This window comes from Halpernia sp., assembly GCF_048269545.1.
Taxonomy (GTDB): Bacteria; Bacteroidota; Bacteroidia; order Flavobacteriales; family Weeksellaceae; genus Halpernia.
The window spans coordinates 1-24,682 of record NZ_JBLXIJ010000009.1; the positions used below are offsets into that span (position 1 = coordinate 1).

The 24,682-nt window shown below is 31.5% G+C and carries 25 protein-coding genes and 1 riboswitch; of the genes, 13 read left to right on the forward strand and 12 right to left on the reverse strand.

What is annotated here, in order from left to right:
* Nucleotides 1–120: 120 nt before the first annotated feature.
* Nucleotides 121–1,563: a T9SS type A sorting domain-containing protein gene (locus ACN0WB_RS10120; protein WP_417431395.1), complete on the forward strand. Its 1,443-nt coding sequence runs from the start codon at nucleotides 121–123 to the stop codon at nucleotides 1,561–1,563.
* Between the two features lie 123 nt (nucleotides 1,564–1,686).
* On the opposite strand, the gene cdd is transcribed toward ACN0WB_RS10120, so the two are convergent.
* Complete coding sequence (cdd, locus tag ACN0WB_RS10125) at nucleotides 1,687–2,166, reverse strand: cytidine deaminase (protein ID WP_417431397.1); 480 nt, start codon at nucleotides 2,164–2,166, stop codon at nucleotides 1,687–1,689.
* A gap of 277 nt (nucleotides 2,167–2,443) precedes the next feature.
* Between cdd and namA the strand changes: the two genes are divergently transcribed.
* Nucleotides 2,444–3,493 (forward strand): NADPH dehydrogenase NamA, encoded by a 1,050-nt coding sequence (gene namA / locus ACN0WB_RS10130; protein WP_417431399.1) that lies wholly within the window; start codon nucleotides 2,444–2,446, stop codon nucleotides 3,491–3,493.
* Nucleotides 3,494–3,599: 106 nt separating this feature from the next.
* On the opposite strand, the gene hemL is transcribed toward namA, so the two are convergent.
* From hemL to ACN0WB_RS10155, 5 genes are all read right to left on the reverse strand, one after another.
* A complete protein-coding gene (gene hemL / locus ACN0WB_RS10135; RefSeq protein ID WP_417431401.1) occupies nucleotides 3,600–4,886 on the reverse strand; it encodes a glutamate-1-semialdehyde 2,1-aminomutase in 1,287 nt (428 codons plus the stop codon).
* On the reverse strand, nucleotides 4,886–5,935 hold the full coding sequence (locus tag ACN0WB_RS10140; protein WP_417431403.1) for a glucosaminidase domain-containing protein: 1,050 nt from the start codon (nucleotides 5,933–5,935) through the stop codon (nucleotides 4,886–4,888). The genes hemL and ACN0WB_RS10140 overlap by 1 nt, the downstream gene beginning before the upstream one ends.
* A gap of 157 nt (nucleotides 5,936–6,092) precedes the next feature.
* Nucleotides 6,093–6,998: a 1-aminocyclopropane-1-carboxylate deaminase/D-cysteine desulfhydrase gene (locus tag ACN0WB_RS10145; protein ID WP_417431405.1), complete on the reverse strand. Its 906-nt coding sequence runs from the start codon at nucleotides 6,996–6,998 to the stop codon at nucleotides 6,093–6,095.
* Between the two features lie 9 nt (nucleotides 6,999–7,007).
* Nucleotides 7,008–7,292 carry a type II toxin-antitoxin system RelE/ParE family toxin gene (locus ACN0WB_RS10150; protein ID WP_417431407.1) on the reverse strand — a complete coding sequence of 95 codons (285 nt, stop codon included), beginning with the start codon at nucleotides 7,290–7,292 and terminating at the stop codon, nucleotides 7,008–7,010.
* Between the two features lie 3 nt (nucleotides 7,293–7,295).
* Nucleotides 7,296–7,520: a hypothetical protein gene (locus tag ACN0WB_RS10155; protein WP_417431409.1), complete on the reverse strand. Its 225-nt coding sequence runs from the start codon at nucleotides 7,518–7,520 to the stop codon at nucleotides 7,296–7,298.
* 94 nt (nucleotides 7,521–7,614) lie between these two features.
* Between ACN0WB_RS10155 and ACN0WB_RS10160 the strand changes: the two genes are divergently transcribed.
* From ACN0WB_RS10160 to ACN0WB_RS10190, 7 genes are all read left to right on the forward strand, one after another.
* On the forward strand, nucleotides 7,615–7,851 hold the full coding sequence (locus ACN0WB_RS10160; protein WP_417431508.1) for a VF530 family DNA-binding protein: 237 nt from the start codon (nucleotides 7,615–7,617) through the stop codon (nucleotides 7,849–7,851).
* 125 nt (nucleotides 7,852–7,976) lie between these two features.
* Complete coding sequence (lpxK, locus tag ACN0WB_RS10165; protein WP_417431411.1) at nucleotides 7,977–9,002, forward strand: tetraacyldisaccharide 4'-kinase; 1,026 nt, start codon at nucleotides 7,977–7,979, stop codon at nucleotides 9,000–9,002.
* Nucleotides 8,986–9,801, forward strand: coding sequence for a purine-nucleoside phosphorylase (locus ACN0WB_RS10170; protein WP_417431412.1), 816 nt, complete (start codon nucleotides 8,986–8,988; stop codon nucleotides 9,799–9,801). The genes lpxK and ACN0WB_RS10170 overlap by 17 nt, the downstream gene beginning before the upstream one ends.
* A gap of 123 nt (nucleotides 9,802–9,924) precedes the next feature.
* Complete coding sequence (gene dinB, locus ACN0WB_RS10175; RefSeq protein WP_417431510.1) at nucleotides 9,925–10,971, forward strand: DNA polymerase IV; 1,047 nt, start codon at nucleotides 9,925–9,927, stop codon at nucleotides 10,969–10,971.
* Nucleotides 10,972–11,091: 120 nt separating this feature from the next.
* Entirely contained in the window at nucleotides 11,092–12,564 is a 1,473-nt protein-coding gene (gene amyA / locus ACN0WB_RS10180) for an alpha-amylase (protein ID WP_417431414.1), read from the forward strand.
* Between the two features lie 356 nt (nucleotides 12,565–12,920).
* Entirely contained in the window at nucleotides 12,921–13,979 is a 1,059-nt protein-coding gene (locus tag ACN0WB_RS10185) for an NAD(P)-dependent alcohol dehydrogenase (protein ID WP_417431416.1), read from the forward strand.
* Nucleotides 13,980–14,151: 172 nt separating this feature from the next.
* A riboswitch (cobalamin riboswitch) is annotated at nucleotides 14,152–14,335 on the forward strand.
* Nucleotides 14,336–14,441: 106 nt separating this feature from the next.
* Entirely contained in the window at nucleotides 14,442–16,346 is a 1,905-nt protein-coding gene (locus tag ACN0WB_RS10190; protein ID WP_417431418.1) for a TonB-dependent receptor plug domain-containing protein, read from the forward strand.
* A 191-nt stretch (nucleotides 16,347–16,537) separates the two neighbouring features.
* On the opposite strand, the gene ACN0WB_RS10195 is transcribed toward ACN0WB_RS10190, so the two are convergent.
* From ACN0WB_RS10195 to ACN0WB_RS10220, 6 genes are all read right to left on the reverse strand, one after another.
* A complete protein-coding gene (locus ACN0WB_RS10195; RefSeq protein ID WP_417431512.1) occupies nucleotides 16,538–17,962 on the reverse strand; it encodes a CCA tRNA nucleotidyltransferase in 1,425 nt (474 codons plus the stop codon).
* A 347-nt stretch (nucleotides 17,963–18,309) separates the two neighbouring features.
* A complete protein-coding gene (locus ACN0WB_RS10200) occupies nucleotides 18,310–18,858 on the reverse strand; it encodes an L-threonylcarbamoyladenylate synthase (RefSeq protein ID WP_417431420.1) in 549 nt (182 codons plus the stop codon).
* A gap of 63 nt (nucleotides 18,859–18,921) precedes the next feature.
* Nucleotides 18,922–19,425: a DinB family protein gene (locus tag ACN0WB_RS10205; protein WP_417431422.1), complete on the reverse strand. Its 504-nt coding sequence runs from the start codon at nucleotides 19,423–19,425 to the stop codon at nucleotides 18,922–18,924.
* Between the two features lie 71 nt (nucleotides 19,426–19,496).
* Nucleotides 19,497–20,654, reverse strand: coding sequence for a cystathionine gamma-synthase (locus ACN0WB_RS10210; protein WP_417431424.1), 1,158 nt, complete (start codon nucleotides 20,652–20,654; stop codon nucleotides 19,497–19,499).
* Between the two features lie 133 nt (nucleotides 20,655–20,787).
* Complete coding sequence (gene gldC, locus ACN0WB_RS10215) at nucleotides 20,788–21,114, reverse strand: gliding motility protein GldC (RefSeq protein WP_417431426.1); 327 nt, start codon at nucleotides 21,112–21,114, stop codon at nucleotides 20,788–20,790.
* A gap of 38 nt (nucleotides 21,115–21,152) precedes the next feature.
* Entirely contained in the window at nucleotides 21,153–22,139 is a 987-nt protein-coding gene (locus tag ACN0WB_RS10220; protein ID WP_417431428.1) for a gliding motility protein GldB, read from the reverse strand.
* Nucleotides 22,140–22,242: 103 nt separating this feature from the next.
* Between ACN0WB_RS10220 and nadE the strand changes: the two genes are divergently transcribed.
* The 4 genes from nadE to ACN0WB_RS10240 all read left to right on the forward strand — a co-directional run bounded on the left by nadE (nucleotide 22,243) and on the right by ACN0WB_RS10240 (nucleotide 24,678).
* Complete coding sequence (gene nadE, locus ACN0WB_RS10225; RefSeq protein WP_417431430.1) at nucleotides 22,243–23,034, forward strand: NAD(+) synthase; 792 nt, start codon at nucleotides 22,243–22,245, stop codon at nucleotides 23,032–23,034.
* A gap of 10 nt (nucleotides 23,035–23,044) precedes the next feature.
* Nucleotides 23,045–23,542 carry a ribonuclease domain-containing protein gene (locus ACN0WB_RS10230; protein ID WP_417431432.1) on the forward strand — a complete coding sequence of 166 codons (498 nt, stop codon included), beginning with the start codon at nucleotides 23,045–23,047 and terminating at the stop codon, nucleotides 23,540–23,542.
* Nucleotides 23,542–23,829, forward strand: coding sequence for a barstar family protein (locus tag ACN0WB_RS10235; RefSeq protein ID WP_417431514.1), 288 nt, complete (start codon nucleotides 23,542–23,544; stop codon nucleotides 23,827–23,829). Before ACN0WB_RS10230 ends, ACN0WB_RS10235 begins: the two co-directional genes overlap by 1 nt.
* A gap of 171 nt (nucleotides 23,830–24,000) precedes the next feature.
* A complete protein-coding gene (locus ACN0WB_RS10240; protein ID WP_417431434.1) occupies nucleotides 24,001–24,678 on the forward strand; it encodes a response regulator transcription factor in 678 nt (225 codons plus the stop codon).
* Nucleotides 24,679–24,682: the final 4 nt, after the last annotated feature.

Here is a 24,682-nt window from a genome sequence, read left to right on the forward strand (position 1 = left end):
ATATTTAAGCTGTTTTATATTATAAATTAATAATTTTATAAATATTTTTTTAATTATTTAATTGCTATAATGAATTTTTTTTATAAATTAGTCGATATTAATTTTAATGAAAAACTAATTATGAAAAAATTATTTTACTTTTTATTTTTGGGAATTGCTCATACTTTTAATTCCCAACCAGGAACGTTAGATATTTCTTTTGGAACAGGAGGAACTGCAGAATATAATAATTCATTAGTAATATCAAAAACGGAAATACAATCTGATGGTAAACTTTTAATATGTGGTTATACAGCAGATATTAGTAAAGCTGTAATTAAGAGACATAATATTGATGGAAGTGTAGATCCCACTTTCAATCTTCAAATGAATATGCCGTATTTACTGAATGCTGCATTCGGTGCAAAACAACAAAGTGATGGGAAATTAGTTGTATTTCTCATTGGTACAAACGATTTTAATGCAGGACCATTTTATTTTCGTTTAGCTCGGTTGAATAGTGATGGAAGCGAAGACAATTCTTTTTCAACCACCACTTTTCCTGCAGCAGTGGACAATGAATTTGGTTTTTTTATTGGAACTGATGAAAAACCTGCAATTTATTTCGGACCCAATAGAACAAATACCGGAGAAATTAATATTATGAAATTTCTAATTGATGGAAATATTGATACATCATTTGGTACGAACGGAACAAAACAACATTTTGTATATAATAATCCGCCGGGTGAAGTTTCTTTTGGAGATTATGATCGAACTCTTATTTCAGACGATTCTGGGAATATTTATATATCATTTAGAATTGATAATAAATCTTATATCCATAAAACAAATCTGGATTTTTCTTCTTCGTCCGTACAAGAAAATGGTATTGAAAGAATAGAACAACTGCTTTATCATAATCAGCATTTATACGTTGCGAATACCGATGGAATGACACATAACCTTCAAAAGATTTCTGCGGCGACTCTCATGCCTGTAACTTCTTACGGAGATAATTCAATTGCAAAAGCAACTGGACCAAATAATATGTTTACAAATAGAGAGATCCGAGCAATTGTGCAACCAGACAATAAAGGAATTGTGATTGCATCTGTGGATTCTAAAATGTATGTATCTCGTTTTAAAGATGATGGAAATATTGATAATACATTTGGAACAGGCGGTACAATGTCTTTTAACACTTCTTTTGATGCAGCTTATAATATGTCTGCTCATTATTCTCCAGCAACGCAGAAATTGTATATTATAAATCCAGATCCAATTGATAATAGTCCAAATTACAATCTTATTAGTATTAATCTTGGAAATACAAAACTCTCTACTATAGAAACTTCTGAAGCTAATTTGTATAAAGTTTATCCTAATCCGGTAGTTGATTTTATAAATGTTCCTCAAAATATTACCGAAATTACACTTACAGATATGAGTGGAAAGATCGTATTAAATAGATTAATTAAAGGTGAGAAAATTAACCTTTCAGGAATTTCAAAAGGTGCGTATATTCTTGTAATGAAGCACAAAAATGGGAAAAGTCATCAGCAAAAAATAATTAAAAATTAGAAAGATCAATAAAACTTTTTAAAATTCTAAGTTTTTAGTAATGTGCTTAAATTTAAGATAGTTTGGGGTGAGATTTTTCTCACCCATTTCTATAATTATAAAATGAACTATGTTTAAAAGAAATTACAAAAACGAAGAATCAAAAGAAAAAGGTAACAAATCTCGTATAGATTTTGTTTTAAAAATTTCGCCATCCAAAGACGCAAAATAAATTTCAATTAAATCTTTTTGTCGCGCTTCATATTCCAAAATACTTTGTCTGCAAGCGCCACATGGTGGAATTGGAGTAGAAGAAGTGGCATCTTTTGGAGCACCAATTACGAAAAGTTTTTTAATTTTTTGCTCTGGAAAATTAGCTGCAGTCCAAAAAATAGTGGTTCTTTCTGCGCATAAACCAGATGGATAAGCCGCGTTTTCTTGATTGGTTCCGGTAAAAATCTCACCATTTTCCAGCAAAACCGCGCATCCAACTAAAAACTGTGAATAAGGAGCGTAAGCAATTTTCCGAATATTCATTGCTGCGTCGAATAATTTTTTTTCTTCATCATTCAGTGCGTTGTAATTTTCTATAACTTCAAAATGAATATTTATTTCTTTTTGCATATGTAAATTTAAGGGGAGTAAAGATAGATTATTTTTATCAATTTCACTAAAACTGTTTCTTTTGATAAATTGTATTTTTGCTAAACGATTTTTGAATGATATTTTTTAACACATAAGTTTTTTTAAAACTCTTTTTAAATTAGTTCACATTAGAGCACATAAGTTTTAAAAATCAAAGATTTTTAACTCTTTGTTTTTTTTAATAGTTTTAATTTTAAACATTATCAAACAACTTCAAACAAGATTAAACAAAATCAACAATCTCAAACCAAAATAAATGCTTTATACTCCTATAAAATTTAGAAATTTAGAACTTCCCAATCGATGGGTAATGTCGCCGATGTGTATGTATTCCTGCGAAAATGGCTTAGCTAATGATTTTCATTATGTTCATTACGGAAGTCGCGCGCAGGGCGGAACTGGATTAATAATGATAGAAGCAAGTGCGGTTTCTCCAGAAGGTAGAATTTCACCTAAAGATATGGGGATTTGGAATGATGAACAAGCCGAAAAATTGGGTGAAATAGTAAAATTTATTAAAAACAATTCTGAAAGTAAAACCGCAATTCAATTGGCGCACGCGGGAAGAAAAGCTTCCAATTGGGAAGGAAAACAATTGGCTTTGGATAAAGGCGGTTGGGAAACTGTTTCTGCAAGTGATATTCCTTACGAAGAATCTGAAAGAAAACCACATTCTTTAACGATAGAAGAAATTAAAGAAATAGTCAATTTATTTAAAAAAGCTGCGCAACGCTCTATTGATGCAGGTTTTGATATCATTGAAATTCACGCAGCACACGGTTATCTAATTCATCAATTTTTATCACCCTTATCAAATATTAGAACTGATGAATATGGTGGAAGTTTAGAAAACCGTAGCCGAATTTTAGTAGAAATTGCGGATGCTATTAATGAAGTTTTAGATGAAAATCATCCGCTTTTTGTAAGAATTTCTGCGACAGAATATACTGTGAACGGTTGGGATATTCCAGAAAGCATCGAACTTTCAAAAATTTTGAAACAAAAAAATGTGGATTTAATAGACGTTTCCAGCGGTGCAAATATTCATGGTGCAAAAATTCCAGTTTTTCCGGGTTATCAAGTTCCAATGTCTGAAGCGATAAGAACCGGAGCAAAAATAAAAACTGGCGCAGTAGGATTAATTACAACTGTTGAACAAGCAGAAGGAATATTACTACAAGGAAAAGCTGATTTAATTTTCGTTGCGAGAGAGATTTTAAGAAATCCATATTTAGCAATTCAAGGCTCTTTTATCGAAGAAAAAAACTGTTTTTTTCCACACCAATATTCTCGGGCGAAACCTTAGAATTTTAACCAAAAAGTCACAGCTTATATTATGTTTTGTGATTTTGTGATTAATTATTTAAGAGTAGTCTAATTCAAAATTATTTGTGAATTCGTGGCAACAGAAATTAGTTATCATATTTAAAATTTCTTACTGCTTCTAAAGTTTTATCAATCTCAGTTTCAGTAATTGCTTTTGAAATAAACCAAGTTTCGTAGCCACTTGGAGGCAAATAAATTCCGTCCGCTAAAAGTTGGTGAAAGAAATTATTGAATAGTGCATGATTCGCATTTCCAGCTTCTGCAAAATTGGAAACCGAAGAAATATGAAAAAACAAAGACATCATCGAACCTTTTCTGTTAATGCGATGTTGAATGTTTTTTTCATTTAAAATCTTACCGATTTCAAAGTCTAAAGTTTCTGTGGTTTTGTTTAAATTTTTATAAAATTGATCGTCGCTTTTTATCAATTTCAAAGTTTCTAAACCTGCACGCATCGCCAAAGGATTTCCGCTTAAAGTTCCGGCTTGATAAACCGCACCTTTTGGTGCGAGACAATCCATAATTTCATTTCTCGCCGCAAAAGCTCCCACGGGAAGTCCGCCGCCAATTATTTTTCCAAAAGTGACGATGTCTGCTTTTACATTAAACAATTCTTGCGCGCCGCCAAAAGCCAATCTGAAACCGGTCATTACTTCATCAAAAATTAAAAGTGCGCCGTGTTCATCACAAAGTTTTCTCAATTTTTGAAGAAAATTATTTTCCGGTAAAACGCAACCCATATTTCCTGCAACAGGCTCAATAATTATAGCTGCAATTTCACCGATATTGTGCTTTAAAATATCTTCAACTTGCTCAAAATTATTATATTCTGCAAGCAAAGTATCTTTTGCCGTTCCAGTTGTAACGCCCGGTGAATTTGGATTTCCAAAAGTTGCCAAACCACTTCCTGCTTTTATTAAAAATGAATCGGAATGTCCGTGATAACAACCTTCAAATTTGATGAATTTTTCTCTTCCTGTAAAACCACGCGCTAAGCGAATCGCGCTCATACACGCTTCTGTTCCCGAAGAAACCATTCTGATTTGGTCTATATTTGGAACATTTTCTACAATAAATTTTGCAATCTCAGTTTCCAATTCTGTTGGAGTTCCGTAAGAAAAACCTTTTTCTGCTTGTTTTTTTATAGCTTCTAAAACTTCTGGATTTGTATGTCCCAAAATTGCAGGTCCCCAAGAATTAATATAATCGATATATTTTCGGTCATCTTCATCTGTTAAATAAGCGCCTTGTGCATTTTTCATGAAAAGTGGAGTTCCACCGACAGATTTAAATGCGCGAACCGGTGAATTTACACCTCCCGGAATATATTTATAAGCTTCTTCAAAAAGTTGGCTACTTCTTTCGTATAACATTAGTTTCTTGGTTTTTTGTGATTGAGGTAAATTATTTGTCCAACTTTAGGTTGTTCTCCGTCTTCCATTCTATTTTTAGAATATAATTTTCTTAATTTTATTCCGAATTTTTGCGCAATATTATGCATATCATCACCTAAAACGGTTTTATAAGTATCTACATTTCCGCTGGAATTTTTTGATTCTAAAAAGAGAATATCATTTTTATGTAAATTGTCTGTTGTAAGTTCGTTCCACTTTCTAAGACGTCTTTCACTTATATCATATTTATCTACTATGGATTTTAAAGATAAATCCTCTGGAATAATAATGAATTTTAAACCATCATTTGGATGATTTCTCACCAAAATAGAATTTAATATTTCGGCTTTAGTTTTAATTTTTTCTACACGCTCTTGGTGGTTTGCGTAAGATTCTGCTTTGTAAGGAACAATAATGGTTTTAGGTTTAGAAGTTTCTATATTTTGTCCCAATTTTGCCATAAAAATTTTGTCTTGATTTAAATCTGGATACATTTTTAAAATAGCGTACAAAACTGTTTTAGAATCGGTATTATCAAATTCATAAAGTTTAAATTTTTCAATTCTATCTATTAAAATATAGGCGTATCTCGGATTTGTTGCATATCCTGCTTTCTTTAAACCAAAAGCCCACGCTCTGTAATCTTTTGGATCGAGTTTAAAAAGATTAACATAATATTTTCTAAATGCTAAAAATTTCGAATGATCTTCATATGAATCTCTCGGATCATCGTAGACACGGAAACATTCGTTTGGTGCGTCGTCCGTATATTTCATTGTTTTCCCCGTCCAATCTTCTTTGCATTTGATGCCGAAATGGTTATTACCTTGTTGTGCTAAAATACTTTGTCCACCCGCAGTTTCAAGAAGCCCTTGTGCTAAAGTGATACTTGCAGGGATTTTATATTTTTCCATTTCCTCCACCGCATAAGGCGCAAATTTTTGGATGTATTGATCTTCGGTTGCCCAAGTTTGAGCGCTAAATTTTGCTAATATTAAAAATCCAATTAATTGGAATAATCTTCTCATAAACTTTATTTATTTTTCGTTTTTTTTGGCAGACATTTCCGCCTTCCGTTCCCAATCTTTTTTTCAAATGCAAAAAAAAGGATTTCCACTCAAGTCGGGCTGCAAGTATTTTCAACAAACCAAACTATTGAATAATTATACAGTAAATTTCTAAAATCTAAAGTCTAATTTCTTCTCTATTTTTCTTTTTCAGCATTTCATTTGCTCCCTCTATTCCTTGCAAACCGCCGGTATGAAAAGCCAAAATTTTAGTTCCAGATTTAAAATAATTTTCTTCAATCATTTCAAACAATTTCTGCATCATTTTTCCAGTATAAATTGGGTCTAAAAGAATGCCGTATTTTTCCTGAAAATCATTTATAAAACGAATATTTTCATCCGTTATTTTACCATAAGAACCAAAACTTGCTGAAATTAATTCAAAATTTCTCTTTCCAGACCAATTGAAAATTTGCTTTTTTAAAGACAAATCTTCAACGACTTTAAAACCTAAAACCTTTTGTTTTTCCGTTCCATATCTTGAAATTCCTGCTAAAGTTCCGCCCGTTCCAACTGCGCAGCAAAGATAATCAAATTCTTTTGTTTCATTTGTGAGCATATGTTGAATGCCTCGCACAGCCAATTCATTAGAACCACCTTCTGGAATTATCAAAGCGTCTGGAAATTCTTTTTGTAATTCTTTACTTAACTTTTCTTTATCTCGATAGTTTTCTCTGGAAACAAATCGAAAATCCATTCCCTTTTCTTTGGCTTTTCTTAAAGTAAAATTCTCCTGCCATTTTTCTTCCACTTCTTCACCACGTATAATTCCCAATGTTGGAATTTTATAAATTTCTCCCACCGCAGAAACGGTGAAAATGTGATTGGAAAAAGCGCCTCCAAAAGTGATTATCTTTTTTTCCAATTTAGAATTCTCTAAATATTGATTGATGTTATAAAAGAGTTTCCAAAATTTATTTCCCGAAATTTCTGGATGAATTAAATCTTCACGTTTTATAAATAAACGAACAGAATTAATTAATTGAATTTCAACAATTGGAACTGAAATTATGGGAAGTTTCATTTTGTAAAATTAATTTCTCAATTTTCTTTCCCATTTATGAAAACCAAAAATAGAGATAATCTCTTTTTTTCTAATTTCAAAGACAATTCTGTAACCTTTAAAAATAAGTTCTCTTATATTTTCATCAACAAAAAATCTGGATTTTGTATAGGAAAGTGGATTTAATGGAATTTTTTCTATTTCAAAAATCAAATTCTCTCTAAAATCTTCCGCCGCTTTTGGTTTGTCTTTAGAGATATATTTTATTTGTTTATCTAATTTATTAAGAAAATTTTTCGTGAAAATAATTTTCATTTATTAGTCTTTTGAAGAAATATTATACTTTGCTTTTACTTCTTCCAAAGTATAAAAAACGGCATCTTCTTGCTGAGAATAATCATAATCTTTTTGAAGTTCTTTTTTTGCTTCTAAAAATTCTGCGTCAACTTCTTCCATCTGCAAATCTTCTGCAGAAAATTTAGATAGAACGTCTCTAAGTTTTTCTGTGATTTTATCGGTAAAATGCAAAGTAATAGTATTCATGATTTTGACTTATTGATACAAAGATAAAAGAATTTCTATGATTTTTATTTGTCCGAAATCAGAAATAAAATTTATGATTAATTTTACATCAATTATGGAACAAAAATCAAAAGATCCTTTGCACGGAAAACGTTTAGATGCTATTTTGGAAGAATTGATAGATTATTATAATGGTTTTGAAGATTTGGGAAAGCAAATCAATATCAAATGTTTTACGGATAAACCAAGTATAAATTCTTCTTTAAAATTTTTACGAAAAACCGCTTGGGCACGAGCAAAAGTGGAAAGTCTTTATCTTTATGTTCTTCGTCAAAAAAAGAAAAATCTTTAGTGTAATTTCTTTAAATTTCAATATTATTTACGTTTTCTTTAGCCATAATTTTTGAGTAATTTTGCAAACTGGTATTTACGCAAAAATAAATACCAATTATTATAAATTTTTTGGACCAGTTTTATATGAAAAGATGGTATCTCTATCCTTTTTCTTTAGGTTATCATTTAGCGACATCGCTTAGAAATCGCTTCTATGACTTAGGAATTTTTAAATCGACAAAATTTCAAACACCAATAATTGGCGTTGGAAATTTGTCAGTTGGCGGAAGTGGAAAATCTCCCATGGTAATGTATTTAGCAGAATTATTATCAAAAACTTATAGAACTGGCGTGCTTTCTCGAGGCTATGGAAGAATCACAAAAGGTTATGGGGTAGTGAATTATGACAGTAATTATAAAACAGTTGGAGATGAAGCAATGCAACTTTTTGAACGGTTTAAAAATCGTTTTGCAATCGGTCTTTCAGAAGAACGTGTTCCGGGAGCAAAAAAACTAATCAAAGACATGGATTTGGAGGTTTTGGTTTTAGACGATTCTTATCAACACCGCGCTATAAAACCAGGTTTTAATATACTTTTGACAGATTACAATGATCCTTTTTTTAAAGATTTTATTTTGCCTGCAGGCGATTTACGAGAAAGTAGAAATGGAAAAAAACGAGCAGATCTGATTGTGGTTACAAAATGTCCGGATGAATTGACGGAAGAAAAAAAGCAATATTTCATTAGCAGAATAAAACCGCAACATTATCAAAAAGTATTTTTTTCATCTATAAATTATGATGAAAATGTGTACGGTTTAGATAAATTTTTACCAGATAATAATTTGAATTATTACGATATTTTATTAATTACAGGAATTGCAAATCCAACTTTACTCATTAAACATTTGGCTAAATTTAGTAAAAAAGTTAAGCATTTAAAATACCCAGATCATCATAATTTCACTGAAGACGAAGTAAAAAAAATAGGTATTGAATACAAAAAACTAGGTGAATATAAGATAATTTTAACCACTGAAAAAGATTACGTTCGTCTAAAAACTTTTGATTATCTGAGAGATAAACTTTACTATTGGCCGATAAATGTGAATATTCAAGACAAAGAAAATTTCGATAAAGCGATATTAGATTATGTTAGAAAAAATTAAAGAAACCGCCGCGTTTATAAAAAACATTATAAAAGATACGCCCGAATTTGCCATTGTTTTAGGTTCTGGTTTAGGAAAATTGAAAGATGAAGTGGAACCAATTCATGTTTTTGATTATAAAGAAATCCCTAATTTTCCTCAAACTACAGTTATTGGACACGGCGGAAAATTAATCTACGGACTTTTAGAAGATAAAAAAGTGTTGTTGATGAGTGGTAGATTTCATTATTATGAAGGTTACGATATGCAAACTGTCACTTTACCGATTCGTATTTTCCATCTTTTGGGAATTAAAAATTTAATAGTTTCAAATGCTTCAGGCGGTGTAAATCCAGATTTTAACGTAGCAGATATCATGTTAATTACAGATCATATTAATATGTTTCCTGAACATCCATTGCGAGGGAAAAATTTAGATGAACTTGGGCCACGTTTTGTGGATATGAGTGAATCTTACAATAAAAAAATGCTTGAAGTTGCAGAAAATGTAGCAGAAAATTTAAATATTCCAATCAAAAAAGGCGTTTATGTAGGACTTCAAGGTCCCACTTTTGAAACGCCCGCAGAATATGGAATGGTAAAAATCATTGGTGGCGACGCAGTTGGAATGAGCACTGTTCCAGAAATTATTGTCGCAAAACATTTGGGAATGAACTGTTTCGGAATTTCTATCATTACAGATATGGGCGGTCCTGAAATTGCCATTGCAGTTTCTCACGATGAAGTTTTACACGCCGCACAAAAAGCAACCCCAAATGTGATAAAGATTGTGAGAGGTTTGGTGAAGAATTTTAACTAAAAAATAAATTTTAAAAAAATCCAAATTAAGTTTTTAAATTTTGTTAGGATTTATAGTTTTTAATTATATTTATAAGAAAATTCTTCTGTGATTTTACCACCACGCAAAATAATTCATGTCGATATGGATGCATTTTATGCTTCCGTAGAACAAATGGATTTCCCAGAATTGCGTGGAAAAGCTTTGGCTGTTGGTGGAGGAGAACGTGGTGTAGTTGCAGCTGCAAGTTATGAAGCAAGAAAATTTGGAGTTCGTTCTGCAATGCCAAGTAAATTAGCGAAGGAAAAATGTCCGCAATTGATTTTTGTAAAACCACGTTTTGCGCGCTACAAAGAAATCTCTCAGCAAATCAGAAAAATTTTTTATGATTACACCGATTTGGTGGAACCTTTGTCTTTAGATGAAGCGTATTTGGACGTAACCGAAAATAAAAAAAATATTGATTCTGCAAATGATTTGGCGCGAGAAATCCGGAAAAGAATTTTTGATGAGGTTGGTTTAACTGCATCTGCGGGGATTTCTATAAATAAATTTTTAGCAAAAGTCGCTTCAGATATTAATAAACCGAACGGACAAAAAACGATTCACCCTACTAAAATTGCTGAATTTTTGGATTCTCTTCCCATTGAGAAATTTTACGGCATTGGAAGAGTAACCACAAATAAAATGCACACATTGCATATTTTTAATGGCGCTAATTTAAAGCAGAAAACTTTAGAAGAACTCACTCATTTATTTGGAAAATCTGGCGCTTATTATTACAATGTCGTTCGTGGGATTCACAATGGAGAAGTGAAAGCCAATCGAATTCAAAAAAGTGTGGCGGTAGAACGGACTTTTTCAGAAGATTTAAATGACGATAAACAGATTAATGATTGGTTGCAAACTTTAAGTTCAGATTTGGAAGAACGTTTAAGTAGGAGAAATATTTTAGGGAAATCTTTAACATTAAAAATTAAGTACAAAGATTTTTCACAATATACAAGAAGTAAAACACAGGAAGATTTTTATCAGATTTCTGCTGATTTTTATAAAACTGCGATTCAACTTTGGCAATCCAGACCTTATGACAAAGCGATTCGGCTTTTGGGATTGTCATTGTCCAATTTAAATACTGAAGAAAAAAAACAAGTGTCGGTACAATTGAAAATTCCTTTTGAGGAATATTAATTATTTGAATTTGAGTGAAATTTCTATTTCTTAATATCTTGTAAAAACTTTTACTAAAGTTTTGCTTTGATTTATATTTTTGGAAAGATTTTTGGTGTTAAAATTTTAAATAAATTTACTATGAATTCCACGATGATTCAATTTTTCCATTGGTACACTGATGGAAATTCTCAATTATACGACCAAATAGAAAATTCCGCAGATTATTTAAATGATTTAGGAATTGATTACGTTTGGTTTCCTCCCGCTACTAAAGGAAATGGCGGCGGTTATTCCGTCGGTTATGATCCTTATGATTTATTTGATTTAGGTGAGTTTGACCAAAAAGGAACAATTCCCACAAAATATGGCTCGAAAGACCAATATTTAAATGCCATTAAAACTCTAAAAGAAAAAAATATCAAAACAATTGTAGATATTGTTCTCAATCACAAAGCGGGCGGTGATGAAAAAGAAAAATTTGAAGCGATAAAAGTAGATGAAAATAATAGGAAAAAACCCATAAGTGAAGTTTTTGATATAGAATCTTACACCAAATTTACATTCCCAGGAAGACAAAAAAAGTATTCCGATTTTGAGTGGAATTTCACTTGTTTTTCTGGAGTTGATTTTGCGGAAGGTCAGGAAAAAGGCATTTATAGAATCATCAATGATTTTGGGAAATGGGATCAAATGGTAAGTGACGAAAAAGGGAATTATGATTTTTTGATGTACAACGATATTGAACACCGAAATCCTGCGGTACGAGAAGAACTGAATTATTGGGCAAATTGGTACCAAGAATTAATCGATTTTGATGGCGTTCGTTTAGATGCCGTGAAACATATTTCTTTTGATTTTTACAAAGAATGGTTACAATTATTGCGCGCTAATTCAGGCAAAAATATTTTTGCTGTCGGCGAATATTGGGAGCCCGGACAATTGCCTTTGCTTCAAAAATATATTGATTATACAGAAGGTTGCATGAGTTTATTTGATTCTTCTTTGCAACACAATTTCCACACCGCTTCAAAAGAAGGAAATACCTATGATTTGCGTCAAATTTTCAATGAAACTTTAACTTTAGCCGATCCGCTACATTCTGTTTCCTTGGTGGATAATCATGATACGCAACCTTTGCAAGCCTTAGAAGCGCCCGTTGAAAAATGGTTTAAACCAATCGCTTATGCTTTAATTTTATTGAGGAAAGACGGTTTTCCTTGTGTTTTTTATCCCGATTTATTTGGCGCACATTACGTTGACAAAGACAAACAAGGAAATGATCAGGAAATATTTTTAGATAAAGTAGAGAAAATTGAAGAACTTCTAAAAGCGAGAAAACATTATGCTTTCGGTGAACAAAAAGATTATTTTGAAGACGCCAATTGTCTCGGTTGGGTTCGTGCAGGAAATGAGGAGCACGCCGGTTGCGCCGTAGTTTTAAGCAATAAAGACGCGTATCAAAAAGCCATGGAAATGGGAAAAAATTATGCAGGAAAAATTTTTTACGATTATCTCGGTTGGTTTGAAGATAAAGTAACAATTGATGAAAACGGTTGGGGAAATTTCCCGGTTTCGGCGGGAAATGTTTCGGTTTGGGTGGCGGAGGATTGACGGTTTTTTAGATAAATATTTTTTTTAACGTATAGTAAAATTAATTTTTCTTCCAAATCCAAATTCGATTAGTGTAGAAAGTTGAATATCACTTGTCCGTTTTCTATCCATAAAATAATTTTTTTAACATCAATTCGTCTGCAATTTCTTCCTGCGTTTTCCGACAAATCTGAAACCGTTTTGCTCCTAAATGTTAAAATTTTCGCAAAAAAGGAAATTGTGAGATATTCAATTTTTAAGACCTTAAATTTACATTTCAAAAAAATAAATAGATGAAATCGCTATTAGCAATTGTTAGAAAAAAACTTGTTGATTGGGCGATTGCATATGTCCATTAAAAAAATAAATATATACCTATGAATACAACCACTGTAAAAGCCTTTGGTGCAGAATCCAAAACGGCTGATCTTAAAGAATTAAATATTGAAAGGAGAGAAGTGACCGCAAATGATGTCGAAATTGATATTCTGTTTTGTGGCGTTTGTCATTCCGATTTGCATACCGCCAGAAATGATTGGGGCGGAACAAAATATCCCGCAGTTCCAGGACACGAAATTGTGGGGAAAATCACGAAAATTGGTTCTGATGTGACCAATTTTAAAGTGGGAGATTTGGCTGCAGTCGGTTGTTTAGTAGATTCTTGTCGCGAATGTGAAAATTGTAAACAAGATTTAGAGCAATATTGTCTGAACGGAATGGTGGGAACTTATAACGGACACGATAAACATTTAAACCAACAGACTTTTGGCGGTTATTCTGAAAAAGTGGTGGTTGATAAAAATTATGTTTTAAAAGTTCCAGAGAATTTAGATTTGGCTGCAGTTGCACCTTTGCTGTGTGCAGGAATAACAACTTATTCACCACTAAAACACTGGAATGTGAATGAAAATTCTAAAGTGGCGGTTGTTGGTTTGGGCGGACTTGGTCACATGGCAATCAAATTAGCGAAAGGTTTGGGCGCACATGTGAGTTTATTTTCTCGTTCACCAGAAAAAACGCAAGATGCTTTAGATTTGGGCGCAGACAAAGTAGTAATTTCTACGAATAAAGATCAAATGAAAGAAGTTCAAGGGAAATTTGATTTAATTATTGATACCGTTCCTTACGAACATGATTTAAATGATTATGTTTCGTCTTTAAATGTGAGCGGAACTTTGGTTTTATTAGGTTTTATTGGTGAATTAAACAAAATGATTTCTACAGTTCCTATTGTTTTAGGAAGACGTTCTATTGCTGGTTCTTTAATTGGAGGAATCGCAGAAACTCAAGAAATGTTAGATTTTTGCGGTGAGAAAAACATCGTTTCAGAAATTGAAATGATTGATATGCAAAACATCAACGAAGCTTACGAAAGAATGCTGAAAAGCGACGTGAAATACAGATTCGTGATTGATATGAAAAGTTTGAAAAAATAGTTTTTTCTAAATATTTTAGAGAAAAACACTTCAGAGATGAAGTGTTTTTTTTATCCCTTTTGTCATTCCGAAAAAATCTAGGCAATTTAGATTTCCACGGAATGACAAAATTCTCTTTTTATTCGCCTAAAAGAATTCTACATTTTCAAATATTAATTTCACTTTTATTACCTACATTTGCAACGCTTTTGGTTTCCGAGTAAAATCGGGATGAAAAGGGAATGAAGTGCAAATCTTCAACTGTCCCCGCAACTGTAAATCACGCGAAATTTTTTTGCAAAACAACCACTGTTGAAAAATGGGAAGGTGCAAAAAAAGTGAAAGTCAGGAGACCTGCCAAAAATAATTTTAATTTTTATGCTTTCGGAGGAAAAGCCAAATTCGCTGAATTTTTCGGTTCAGTTCTATTTGCTTTAATTTTTCCGATAGGCCATACTTTAACCAAATTTATTTTCAAAAAAAATGAAAAAAGAAATTTTAGTTGGAGCAATGCTTGTCGTTAGTCAATGCGTTTTTGCCCAACAAGAAACAGAAATTCAGGAAGTGACGATTGCTTCCAAAACTTCAAAACCCATTTTTAAATCAGGGAAAAACGTACAGTTACTTTCCGCCAAAGATTTAGAGAAATTTAAAGGTCAAAATGTAAATGACGTTTTAAATCAGTTAAGCGGGTTTCAAATTACAAGTAATTTCAACAATTCAACCGAACCAAAATCTATAAAAATTAGAGGTGGAAAAAGTGCGAATGTTTTAATTTTAATGGATGGCGTTCCGCTGAAAGATGTTACAGGAAATGATTACAATGTTTCAGATTTACGCTTAATTTCTTTAGAAAATATTGAAAGTATTGAAGTTTTAAACGGCGCATCTTCGGTTTTGTATGGAAGTAATGCGACGGTTTCGGTAATTAATATTAAAACCAAACATTCTTCAAGTAAGAAAATGGAGGGTTTAGTTTCTGCAAGAGGTGGTTCTTTTTCTACTTTTGCGCAAGATTTAACTTTAAAAGGGAAATTGTCAGATTTTAATTATCAAGTTTCTGGATTTAATGAAAAATCAGACGGAATAAGTTCTGCAGAAGGAATAGACTTCAAAAAAGACGGCTACGAAAAACAGAATTTTGCGGCAAATGTTGGATTTTCTAAAAATAATTTCAGCGTAAATGTAAACGGAAATTACAGTCATAATTTATTTGATTACGACGGCGGCGCTTTCACAGACGCAGATAACCGCGGCGATGATGTTCAAAAATTTGCAGGATTAAATTCAAAATATTCTTATAAAAACGGTGAAATCCATTTTAATACGAGAATTTCTGCAACGGAGAGAATAGGACAAAGTTTTGTTGGAAATGCTTACCAAGACCAATTTTCTTTTTCTGGAACTAACTTTTTTTCCGAATTATTTAACCAATATTCATTTTCAGAGCACATTAGTTTGGTTGCTGGAATTCAATATGAAACCCAAAATATGGGCGCAAAATCACTTCCTTTTGGCGGAAATTCTTTGGAAAATGTATTGCTTAAAAGTGACACAAAAAATAACAATTTTGATGTTTTTGCACAGGCCAATTTTAATTATTCTGACTTTAATTTAGATTTGGGAATTAGAAATACAAACCAATCAAAGTTTGGTAATTATTTGGTTTACAGCATTAATCCGTTTTATTTAAAAGAAATTAATGAAAATTATTTTAAATTAGGTTATTCTTATTCCACTGCTTTTATTTCGCCAACTTTATATCAAAATTTCGGTTCTTTGCCTTACGTTTTGCCCAATTTCGATTTAAAACCAGAAACCAATTCTTCAAACGAAATTGATTTATCTGTTGGTAAAAAAGACCAAAGTTTTGTAATAAATGCTTCACTTTTTGAACGCCAGGAAAAATCGGCTTTTGCTTATGAAACTGTAGATTTTGTGACATATGCAGGAAAATTTTTAAATGTTGGCGACAATAAAGTGAAAGGTTTTGATGTGAGTTTTAAATATAGAATAAATTCAATATTCAATGTTGGCGGAAATTTCAGTTTCGTAGAAAAAGAAAAAGAAGCAACGATGCTTCGTCAACCAAAACAAAGGATAAATTCCTTCCTGGAAATCGATTCATTTAAGGGAAATCGAATTAATCTCACACATCAATTTGTCTCCAAAAGAAGCGATTCATATTATGATTCTTCCACTTTTGCAGTTGTGAATGTTGATTTAAAATCTTACAATTTATTTAATTTAAACATTAATCAAACGCTTGTGAAAAACCTTTCAATTTTCGCGAATATTGGAAATTTATTTAACACAAGTTACGTCGATGTTGTCGGTTTTACCACAAAACCAAGGAATTATACTTTTGGTTTGGATTATAAATTTTAAATATTTTCTCTCGTCTCGTTTTTGGACGAGATAGATTTTTTTGAAGCATTAAACTGCTCAATCTGCGAGAGTAAAACTATTTTCACTTTTGTCATTCCCTAGGAATCTATGCCGTTATTTGCACTGCCGAGATTCCTACGGAATGACAATATTATGGTAAAATTCAGTTTAAATTGTAATTTCGTAAGCGATTATTTCGCGAGAATCAATCCTATTTTTTTCGCCTCAATAATCACAAAATTTTTCGCTGCAATTGGATCATTAGAAATCTCACCTTCCAAAATCGCCTCCTTCACTTTTTCCTTTAAAATCCCAATTTCTCGTCCAGGTTTTATGTTGAAAAGTTCCATAATTTCTTCCCCCGAAATTGGAGGTTGAAAATTTCTGACGTGGTCTTTTTCCTCGACTTCTTTAATTTTTTTGGCAACATATTCAAAATTTTTCTTGAATTTTTCCTGCTTTTTGGAATTTTTAGTTGTGATGTCGGCTTTGTTTAAAATAAATAAATCTTCTAAATCATCACCTGCATCAAAAAGCAAACGCCGAAGCGCAGAATCTGAAGTTCCATCATCGATTAAAGCAATCGGTCGGGAAGATAATTTCACCATTTTCTGCACAAATTTCATGTCATTTCCCAAAGGTAATTTCAATTGGTAAAAAATATTTTTTACCATTTTTGAACCGACAAATTCGTGTCCGTGGAAAGACCAACCTATTCCTTTTATGAATTTTTTCGTTGGCGCTTTTCCAATATCGTGAAGCAAAGCCGCCCATCGAAGCCAAAGATTATCAGTGTTTTTAGAAATATTATCCACGACTTCCAAAGTGTGCCAAAAATTATCTTTGTGCGTTTGACCTTCTTTTTCTTCAATACCTTTTAAAGCAATTAATTCAGGTAAAATTAATTTTAAAAGTCCGGTTTCTTCCATTAATTTTAAACCAACCGAAGGTTTTTCAGAAAGCATAATTTTATTAAATTCTACCATCACGCGTTCAAGCGATACAATTTTAATTCTTTTTGCTTCATTTTTAATGGCTTTCAAAGAATTTTCTTCAATGGTAAAATTTAAAGTTGATGCAAATCTTAAAGCGCGCATCATTCTCAAAGGATCGTCAGAAAACGTTTGAGAAGGTTCTAAAGGCGTTCTTAAAATCTTATTTTGCAAATCGTCTCTTCCATTAAAAGGATCAATTAATTCTCCAAAATTTTCTTTATTTAATGAAATTGCCAATGCATTTATGGTGAAATCGCGGCGCTTTTGATCGTCTTCCAAAGTGCCAATTTCTACAGACGGATTTCGAGAATTTTCAGAATAACTTTCTTTTCTTGCACCGACAAATTCTAAATCTAAACCATTGAATTTTACCATCGCAGTTCCATAAGTTTTAAAAACTGACACTTTTAATTTTGGATCTAATTCTTTTGCAACGGCTTTTGCAAGGTCGATTCCATTTTGTTCAGTAACGAAATCAATATCAGTTGGTGCTTTTCTTTGCATTAATAAATCTCGCACAAAACCGCCCACAATAAAAACCGATTGATTTTTCTTTTCCGCCACGGCAGAAATGGTTTTAAATAATTTAAAATTTTTATTTTGGGTAAGATTGATGGTCATTTCTTGGATTAAGGCTCTCGCAGATTTTTCAGATTGAGCAGATTTTAAATACTTAATCTTTAATATTTGCAAGTGATATTTTGCAAAGATAAGTTTTCTCTTAAAAATTGAGTATTAGAATTAATAAAGCAATGATTTGTAATTTTTTAAAGCAATGCTAAAACATAATTTTGTCATTCCGTAGGAATCTAAACAGTTTAGATTCCTACGGAATGACAAAAGCACGTGTAAATATTGGTCAATATTTCAGTTTCCAATCTTGAATCGAAGATTCGCCGGTTTAAAATTAAATAAATATTTGAGGCAATTTTTAGTTCCATTTTATCAGGAAAAAAGAAAAAGAAATTTTACTCACGGATAATTTTTATTCTACTATCATTCCAAATTTTAATAATCGAAGAACCCGAAAATTCTGAAACTTTATCTTCCAAATCTTCAACTACAAAATCAACAGCATTTTTAATTTCATCGGAAATATCAGAAAATTTCATCGGACTTTTAAAACCACTTAAATTGGCGGAAGTAGAAACCAAAGGTTTGTTTAATTTGCAAATTAATTTTTTACAGAAATCATTTTTCACCACGCGAATTCCGATGGAACCGTCTTCTGCTAAAAGTTCTTTTGGTAAGTTTTTCGCCGTTTCATATATAATTGTAACAGGTTTTTCACTTAAATCCATAATTTCCCAAGCAATTTCCGGAACATCCACCAAGTCCTGCAAACGCTTGTCATTTTCCACCAAAATAATCATTGATTTTGAGGCTTCTCTTTTTTTGATTTCAAAAATTTTGTTGATGGCGTCAATATTTGTTGCGTCACAACCTATTCCCCAAATGGTGTCGGTTGGATAGAGAATTGTTCCACCTGATTTTAATATGTTGATGATGTTTTCCATTAATATAATTTTTAGAGTAAAGAAAAAAGAGTAAAGATGAAAGACATGATGAAATCTTTATTCTTAATTTCTCGTTAAATACCTTTCCTCAATAATATTCAAATGATGAATATTATGTCCAACAATCAATTTCCCGATGGTTTCCACACAAATTTGGTTTCCGTTCGCGGGTCCGATATTTTTTAAAACTGATGGATTTAAAGTCTCCAATAAAATCAGAGAAGATTGTCTAACCAATTGATATTCTTTCAGTAAAGATTCTAAATTTCTTTCGTTCGCAAAAGAATTGGCAGCATAATTTTCTTCATCAAAACCTGGCAATTCCGATTTTTCGCCTCTCGCAAAAGCCAAAATTCGGTACTGAAAAACTCTTTCGGTGTCGGATAAATGTTGAAGCAATTCTTTCAACGTCCATTTTCCTTCTGCGTAAGCGAAATTCGATTGTTCTTCGGTTAAATAGGAATATAAGGAAACTGTTTTTTCGCCCGATTTTTTCAGTTCTTCCAACCAATTTTCAGATGGAATTAAATCTAAATATCGCTGAATATATTTTTGAAATTCTGTCATATTTTTTAATTAACCAATTTAAAAGTTTAACAATTAACCAATCTTTAAAATATTGATAAATTGTTAAATTACTATATTGTAAAAATTGATTTGAAAGCGTTATCTAAATCCTGTAATAAATCTTCTGCATCTTCGATTCCCACACTTAATCTTACCAAATCATCGGTAATTCCCAATTCTGCACGTTTTTCTGCAGGAATTGAAGCGTGAGTCATCATTGCGGGATAATTTGCCAAAGATTCTACTCCGCCTAAAGATTCAGCCAAAGTGAAAACTTTTAGATTTTCTAAAAATTTGATGGCATCTTCTTTTTTTCCAGATTTAAAAGTAAATGAAAGCATTCCGCCAAAATCTGACATTTGTTTTTTCGCCAATTCAAATTGTGGATTAGATTTCAAACCTGGATAAAAAACTTTATCAACTGCTGAATGATTTTCTAAAAATTCCGCCACTTTTTGTCCGTTTTCAGAATGTCTTTGAACTCTTAAAGCTAAAGTTTTTATTCCTCTTAAAACCAAATAAGAATCGTGTGGTCCTAAAATTCCACCACTTGCAAATTGAATAAAATGCAATTCTTCACCTAATTTTTCATCTTTTGCAATTAACGCTCCCGCAATAACGTCAGAATGACCGCCTAAGTATTTGGTCGCAGAATGCATGACAATATCTGCTCCTAAATCCAAAGGTTTTTGCAAATAAGGTGTCGCAAAAGTATTATCAACTGCTACTAAAATATTTTTTCCTTTTACTAAGTCGCAAACGGCTTTTATATCTACCAATTTCATTAATGGATTTGTTGGCGTTTCTATCCAAATTAATTTGGTGTTTTTAGTGATTTGGTTTTCAATTTTTGAGACATCATCAAAATTTATGAAGGTAAATTTTAATTGATATTTTTCAAATAATCTCACGAATAATCTATAAGTTCCGCCATATAAATCATCCACTGCAATAACTTCATCTCCCGGACTTAATAATTTTAAAACACAGTCGATTGCAGCCAAACCAGAACCAAAAGCCAAACCTCTCGCTCCGTTTTCGATACTTGCTAAACTATCTTCTAGAGCCTGTCTTGTGGGATTTGCTGCACGAGAATATTCATATTCTCCAATTGGTTTTCCAGGCGAAGATTGTGCAAAAGTAGAGGTTAAAAAAACTGGAACATTTACCGAACCAGTTGTTGGTTCGTGATGTTGATTTCCGTGAATTACTTTAGTGTTAAATTTCATTTTTAATTAGATTTAAAGATTTTAGATATGAGAAAGAGACTATTTCTCATAATAAATATTAAGATTTAGGAGTGAAATTTTTAAACACAAAAGATAATCTCCAATCTCAAGTCTAAAAATCTCAACTCTTATTTTACATTTTTATTGCCGCTTTTACTGCAAAAGTTTCTGCATTTTCTTCTAACCATTGTGCTACATCTTCTTCACCAGTTGCTTTTTCGTAGGTATGACTTATGGAAAGTAAAATTTGATGAAGAAACATTTTCATGTCATCTACAGGCATATCTTTTGTCCAAAGATCAATTCTCAAGGCTTCTTTTTTTTTGTCATCCCACACGGAAATCATTGTTGCTTTTGTTTCTTCATTATCTATTCCGCCATCTTCTGCATTCCAAAACATCTTTTCTGGAACGTGGTTTTCGTCTAATTCTACTTTAATATTGATATTGGTTGTTCTCATTTTTATTAAAAGAATAAAATATTTAAATTATTTTTTATTTAGTTTGGAGTTTTCGGTCTATATTGCGCATCATTAAATATAGTTTGTGCATCCATTTTTAAGAAATCCTGAAGTTTTGTGTCTCGTTTTTGTTTAAAATATTTTCTACAAATTTGCCAACCCGAAAAAATTCCAATTTGCGGAGAAGATTCATTATCAATCGCAGTGTAAAATTTTGAAAATGGACCTACAGAAAGAAAACGTTCTTCTAAACGAGGATCATCACTAAAAACTAAATTATTTTCAACAAAAAAATTCCAAATATTTTCTTCGTTTGCTTCTGCCCATTCATATTGTTTTTGTGAGTAATTCATTTTCAGATAATCTGGTTCTGTCGGTAAAAAAGCATCTTGAAGCGTTAAAAGTTTGCCTTCAAAAATAATTTTATCTAAAAATTTCTGATGATTTTTATCGGGTCTTATTAATTGATTTGCAATAGTTGCCGAAACTTTTGGAATGATGTTTTGTGGATTCATAGAAACTTGAAAATAATGTTCCATTCCTTTATAATAGGGATTATTTTCTCCCATAAAACCAGTAATATCAATAAATAATAAATTATTTTTCGGTTCTAAAAAAACGGGATCTTGCGCCATTTGCAAATCTGAAGAAAATAGAAAAACCTGTGGAGTTTTAAAATCAGGAAAATAATTTTCAATATGTGCAAATAATAATGTTAAATCTTCTTTTAATTTAGGTTGATTAATTTTTGCAATCGCTTCTTTGTAAATTTTAATTTCTTCTATATCTGCTCTTCTAGCGCTGTAATCCGCATCTGAAACACTTCCTTGAAACCAAGGATATTTTTCTTTAAATTGATCTAATGGAATGGAAGAATCATAAAAGGTTTTAGAAATATCTGTAAGTTGTACATTTGGAAATTCATTTTCTAGTTTAATTTCCCACTTATTTCCCGACTCCTTTTTGCAGGAATGAAGGGCGGAAATGAGAATTGAGAAAAGAATTAAATATTTAAAAAACTTCATTATTTTTACCAAATTAATTGTTGGCAAAATTAGTGAAAATTTAACGGAATATTCTTCTGAATAAATAGATTTAATAAGTTCAGATTAATTTAAAATTTAAATAATGCAATCACAAAAAATCATAGATTATATTGTAATCTGGCTTAAAGATTATGCTGCAAAAGCAAATGTAAATGGTTATGTCATCGGAATTTCTGGTGGAGTTGATTCTGCAGTAGTTTCAACTTTATGTGCTATGACAGGAATGAAAACTTTACTTTTAGAACTTCCAATTCGTCAAAAAGAAGAAGAAGTCAATCGCGCTTGGGAACATATTGAACATTTAAAAAGTAAATTTCCAAATGTAGAAGCAATGTCAGTAAATCTTACGCTGGCTTTTGAAGAATTATACAAAACTTTTGAAGTAAATGATAAAGAATTTCCTGCAGAGAAATTGGCTTTTGCAAATACGCGTTCCAGATTACGTATGTTAACTTTGTATTATTACGGTCAAATTAACGGACTTTTAGTTTGCGGAACGGGAAATAAAGTTGAAGATTTTGGGATCGGATTTTATACAAAATACGGCGATGGCGGCGTTGATGTTTCACCAATTGCAGATTTATATAAAACCGAAGTTTACCAATTATCAAAAGATTTAGATTTGGTAAAAAGCATTCAGGAAGCCATTCCAACTGATGGTTTGTGGGATGTTGAAAGAACAGATGAACAACAAATTGGTGCAACTTATCCGGAACTTGAAAAAATTCAGAAAGAATTTGGAACGAAGACGGAAGCAGATTATTTTGAGAGAGATTTAGAAGTTTTTAAAATATTTTCTCGAATGAATAAAGCGGCACAACATAAAATAAATCCAATTCCGGTTTGTGATATTCCAGAAGAATGGAGAAATTAAAACTAAAAATATGAATCAAGAGAAAGCAAAAATATTTAAAACTTTTTTTATCGGAGCTTTAGGCGGCGTTTTAGCAATGTATCTTTTCTTCGGGTTTCCTTCAAAAACTAAACCTGCAGAATTACCTAATTCAAAAGTAAAATCTGAAGTTGTAAAATCTGAAAATCAAAATAATTCTGCAAATATTTTAGAAATTACAAAAGCAGAAACTGTAATTTCTTATGTGAAAAGCAACCATAAATTACCCGATTTTTATTTAACAAAAAGCGAAGCTAAAAAACAAGGTTGGAATCCTGCAAAAGGAAATCTCTGCGATGTTTTGCCTGGAAAAGCAATTGGCGGAGATTTTTTTAGCAACCGAGAAAAAAAACTTCCAAATGACGAAAAATATTTTGAAGCCGATGTAAATTACAATTGCGGAAACCGAAATGCAGACCGAATCATTTTTACAAAAAACGGCGATGTTTATTTAACGACAGATCATTATAAATCTTTTGAAAAACAGTAATTATGACAATATATATAGACTTCGCAGACATTGGCGATTCTGAAGATTTCTACACTGAATTAAAATCAAAATTAACTTTACCAGATTATTTTGGTGATAATTTAGACGCGCTTTCAGATGTTATTTCCGGCAACTTGGAAATGCCTTTGCATTTAGAATTTGTAAATATGAGTGTAGATCAATTGGAAACTTTTGAAGATTTACTGGAAACTTTAGAAGATTTGGAAGACGACGTGGAAGGTTTTTCTTTTTCTTATTATTTGGAGCAATTCGGGGAGTTGGAATGATTTCACACTAATTCTTTGGCGCACAGCTTTCACGGGTTTAATGAATTTTAAAATTTGCGAAGTTTGTTAAATCTGCGGGAGTTTATTCAGAATAAATCTTTTGAAATGCAAGTTTTCGATTGAATAAATTCATTCGTTTTATATTAATTATCTTTGATTTTAAACAAAAGAATGAAAGGCAAGAAAATATTATTAATAGACGATGAACCAGATATTTTAGAGATTATTTCCTACAATCTTTTACAAGACGGTTATGAAGTTTCTACGGCTTCAAAAGGAAATGAAGGTATTCAAAAAGCTTTAGAAATTGTTCCAGATTTAATTTTATTGGACATGATGATGCCAGAAAAAGATGGTATAGAAACTTGCTACGAACTTCGAAAAATTAAAAAATTAGACAAAACTTTGATCGTTTTTCTTTCGGCGAGAAATGATGAGTTTTCTCAATTAGCAGGTTATCAAGCAGGTGCAAATGATTATATTGAAAAATTAATAAAACCAAAAGTGTTGCGTTCAAAAATAAACGCACTTTTAAAATTAACCAATCAAGAGTTTAAAAGCAATTCTTTAATTGAAATAAAAGATTTAATTATTGATAAAGAAAATTTTCGAGTGTCTAGAAGCGGACAATTATTTCTACTTCCAAAAAAAGAATTTGATTTACTTTATCTTTTAGCAACAAATACCGATAAAGTTTTCACGCGCGAAGAAATTTTAGATAAAGTTTGGGGAAGTGAAGTTATAGTTGGAGAACGCACAATTGATGTTCATATCCGAAGACTACGAGAAAAATTTGGGTTAGACTTTATTCAAACTTTAAAAGGAATTGGATATAAATTAATAGTTTAAATTT

What these genes read in the sequence shown, in the direction of transcription:
- hemL (WP_417431401.1), bottom strand. Translation starts at nt 4,886, where the DNA reads ATGTTATACGAAAGAAGTAGCCAACTTTTTGAAGAAGCTTATAAATAT.
- ACN0WB_RS10150 (WP_417431407.1), bottom strand. Translation starts at nt 7,292, where the DNA reads ATGAAAATTATTTTCACGAAAAATTTTCTTAATAAATTAGATAAACAA.
- ACN0WB_RS10160 (WP_417431508.1), top strand. Translation starts at nt 7,615, where the DNA reads ATGGAACAAAAATCAAAAGATCCTTTGCACGGAAAACGTTTAGATGCT.
- cdd (WP_417431397.1), bottom strand. Translation starts at nt 2,166, where the DNA reads ATGCAAAAAGAAATAAATATTCATTTTGAAGTTATAGAAAATTACAAC.
- ACN0WB_RS10205 (WP_417431422.1), bottom strand. Translation starts at nt 19,425, where the DNA reads ATGACAGAATTTCAAAAATATATTCAGCGATATTTAGATTTAATTCCA.
- namA (WP_417431399.1), top strand. Translation starts at nt 2,444, where the DNA reads ATGCTTTATACTCCTATAAAATTTAGAAATTTAGAACTTCCCAATCGA.
- ACN0WB_RS10195 (WP_417431512.1), bottom strand. Translation starts at nt 17,962, where the DNA reads ATGACCATCAATCTTACCCAAAATAAAAATTTTAAATTATTTAAAACC.
- ACN0WB_RS10210 (WP_417431424.1), bottom strand. Translation starts at nt 20,654, where the DNA reads ATGAAATTTAACACTAAAGTAATTCACGGAAATCAACATCACGAACCA.
- ACN0WB_RS10155 (WP_417431409.1), bottom strand. Translation starts at nt 7,520, where the DNA reads ATGAATACTATTACTTTGCATTTTACCGATAAAATCACAGAAAAACTT.
- lpxK (WP_417431411.1), top strand. Translation starts at nt 7,977, where the DNA reads ATGAAAAGATGGTATCTCTATCCTTTTTCTTTAGGTTATCATTTAGCG.
- dinB (WP_417431510.1), top strand. Translation starts at nt 9,925, where the DNA reads ATGGATGCATTTTATGCTTCCGTAGAACAAATGGATTTCCCAGAATTG.
- ACN0WB_RS10140 (WP_417431403.1), bottom strand. Translation starts at nt 5,935, where the DNA reads ATGAGAAGATTATTCCAATTAATTGGATTTTTAATATTAGCAAAATTT.
- ACN0WB_RS10185 (WP_417431416.1), top strand. Translation starts at nt 12,921, where the DNA reads ATGAATACAACCACTGTAAAAGCCTTTGGTGCAGAATCCAAAACGGCT.
- ACN0WB_RS10200 (WP_417431420.1), bottom strand. Translation starts at nt 18,858, where the DNA reads ATGGAAAACATCATCAACATATTAAAATCAGGTGGAACAATTCTCTAT.
- ACN0WB_RS10240 (WP_417431434.1), top strand. Translation starts at nt 24,001, where the DNA reads ATGAAAGGCAAGAAAATATTATTAATAGACGATGAACCAGATATTTTA.
- ACN0WB_RS10170 (WP_417431412.1), top strand. Translation starts at nt 8,986, where the DNA reads ATGTTAGAAAAAATTAAAGAAACCGCCGCGTTTATAAAAAACATTATA.
- ACN0WB_RS10190 (WP_417431418.1), top strand. Translation starts at nt 14,442, where the DNA reads ATGAAAAAAGAAATTTTAGTTGGAGCAATGCTTGTCGTTAGTCAATGC.
- ACN0WB_RS10230 (WP_417431432.1), top strand. Translation starts at nt 23,045, where the DNA reads ATGAATCAAGAGAAAGCAAAAATATTTAAAACTTTTTTTATCGGAGCT.
- ACN0WB_RS10220 (WP_417431428.1), bottom strand. Translation starts at nt 22,139, where the DNA reads ATGAAGTTTTTTAAATATTTAATTCTTTTCTCAATTCTCATTTCCGCC.
- amyA (WP_417431414.1), top strand. Translation starts at nt 11,092, where the DNA reads ATGAATTCCACGATGATTCAATTTTTCCATTGGTACACTGATGGAAAT.
- ACN0WB_RS10120 (WP_417431395.1), top strand. Translation starts at nt 121, where the DNA reads ATGAAAAAATTATTTTACTTTTTATTTTTGGGAATTGCTCATACTTTT.
- gldC (WP_417431426.1), bottom strand. Translation starts at nt 21,114, where the DNA reads ATGAGAACAACCAATATCAATATTAAAGTAGAATTAGACGAAAACCAC.
- nadE (WP_417431430.1), top strand. Translation starts at nt 22,243, where the DNA reads ATGCAATCACAAAAAATCATAGATTATATTGTAATCTGGCTTAAAGAT.
- ACN0WB_RS10145 (WP_417431405.1), bottom strand. Translation starts at nt 6,998, where the DNA reads ATGAAACTTCCCATAATTTCAGTTCCAATTGTTGAAATTCAATTAATT.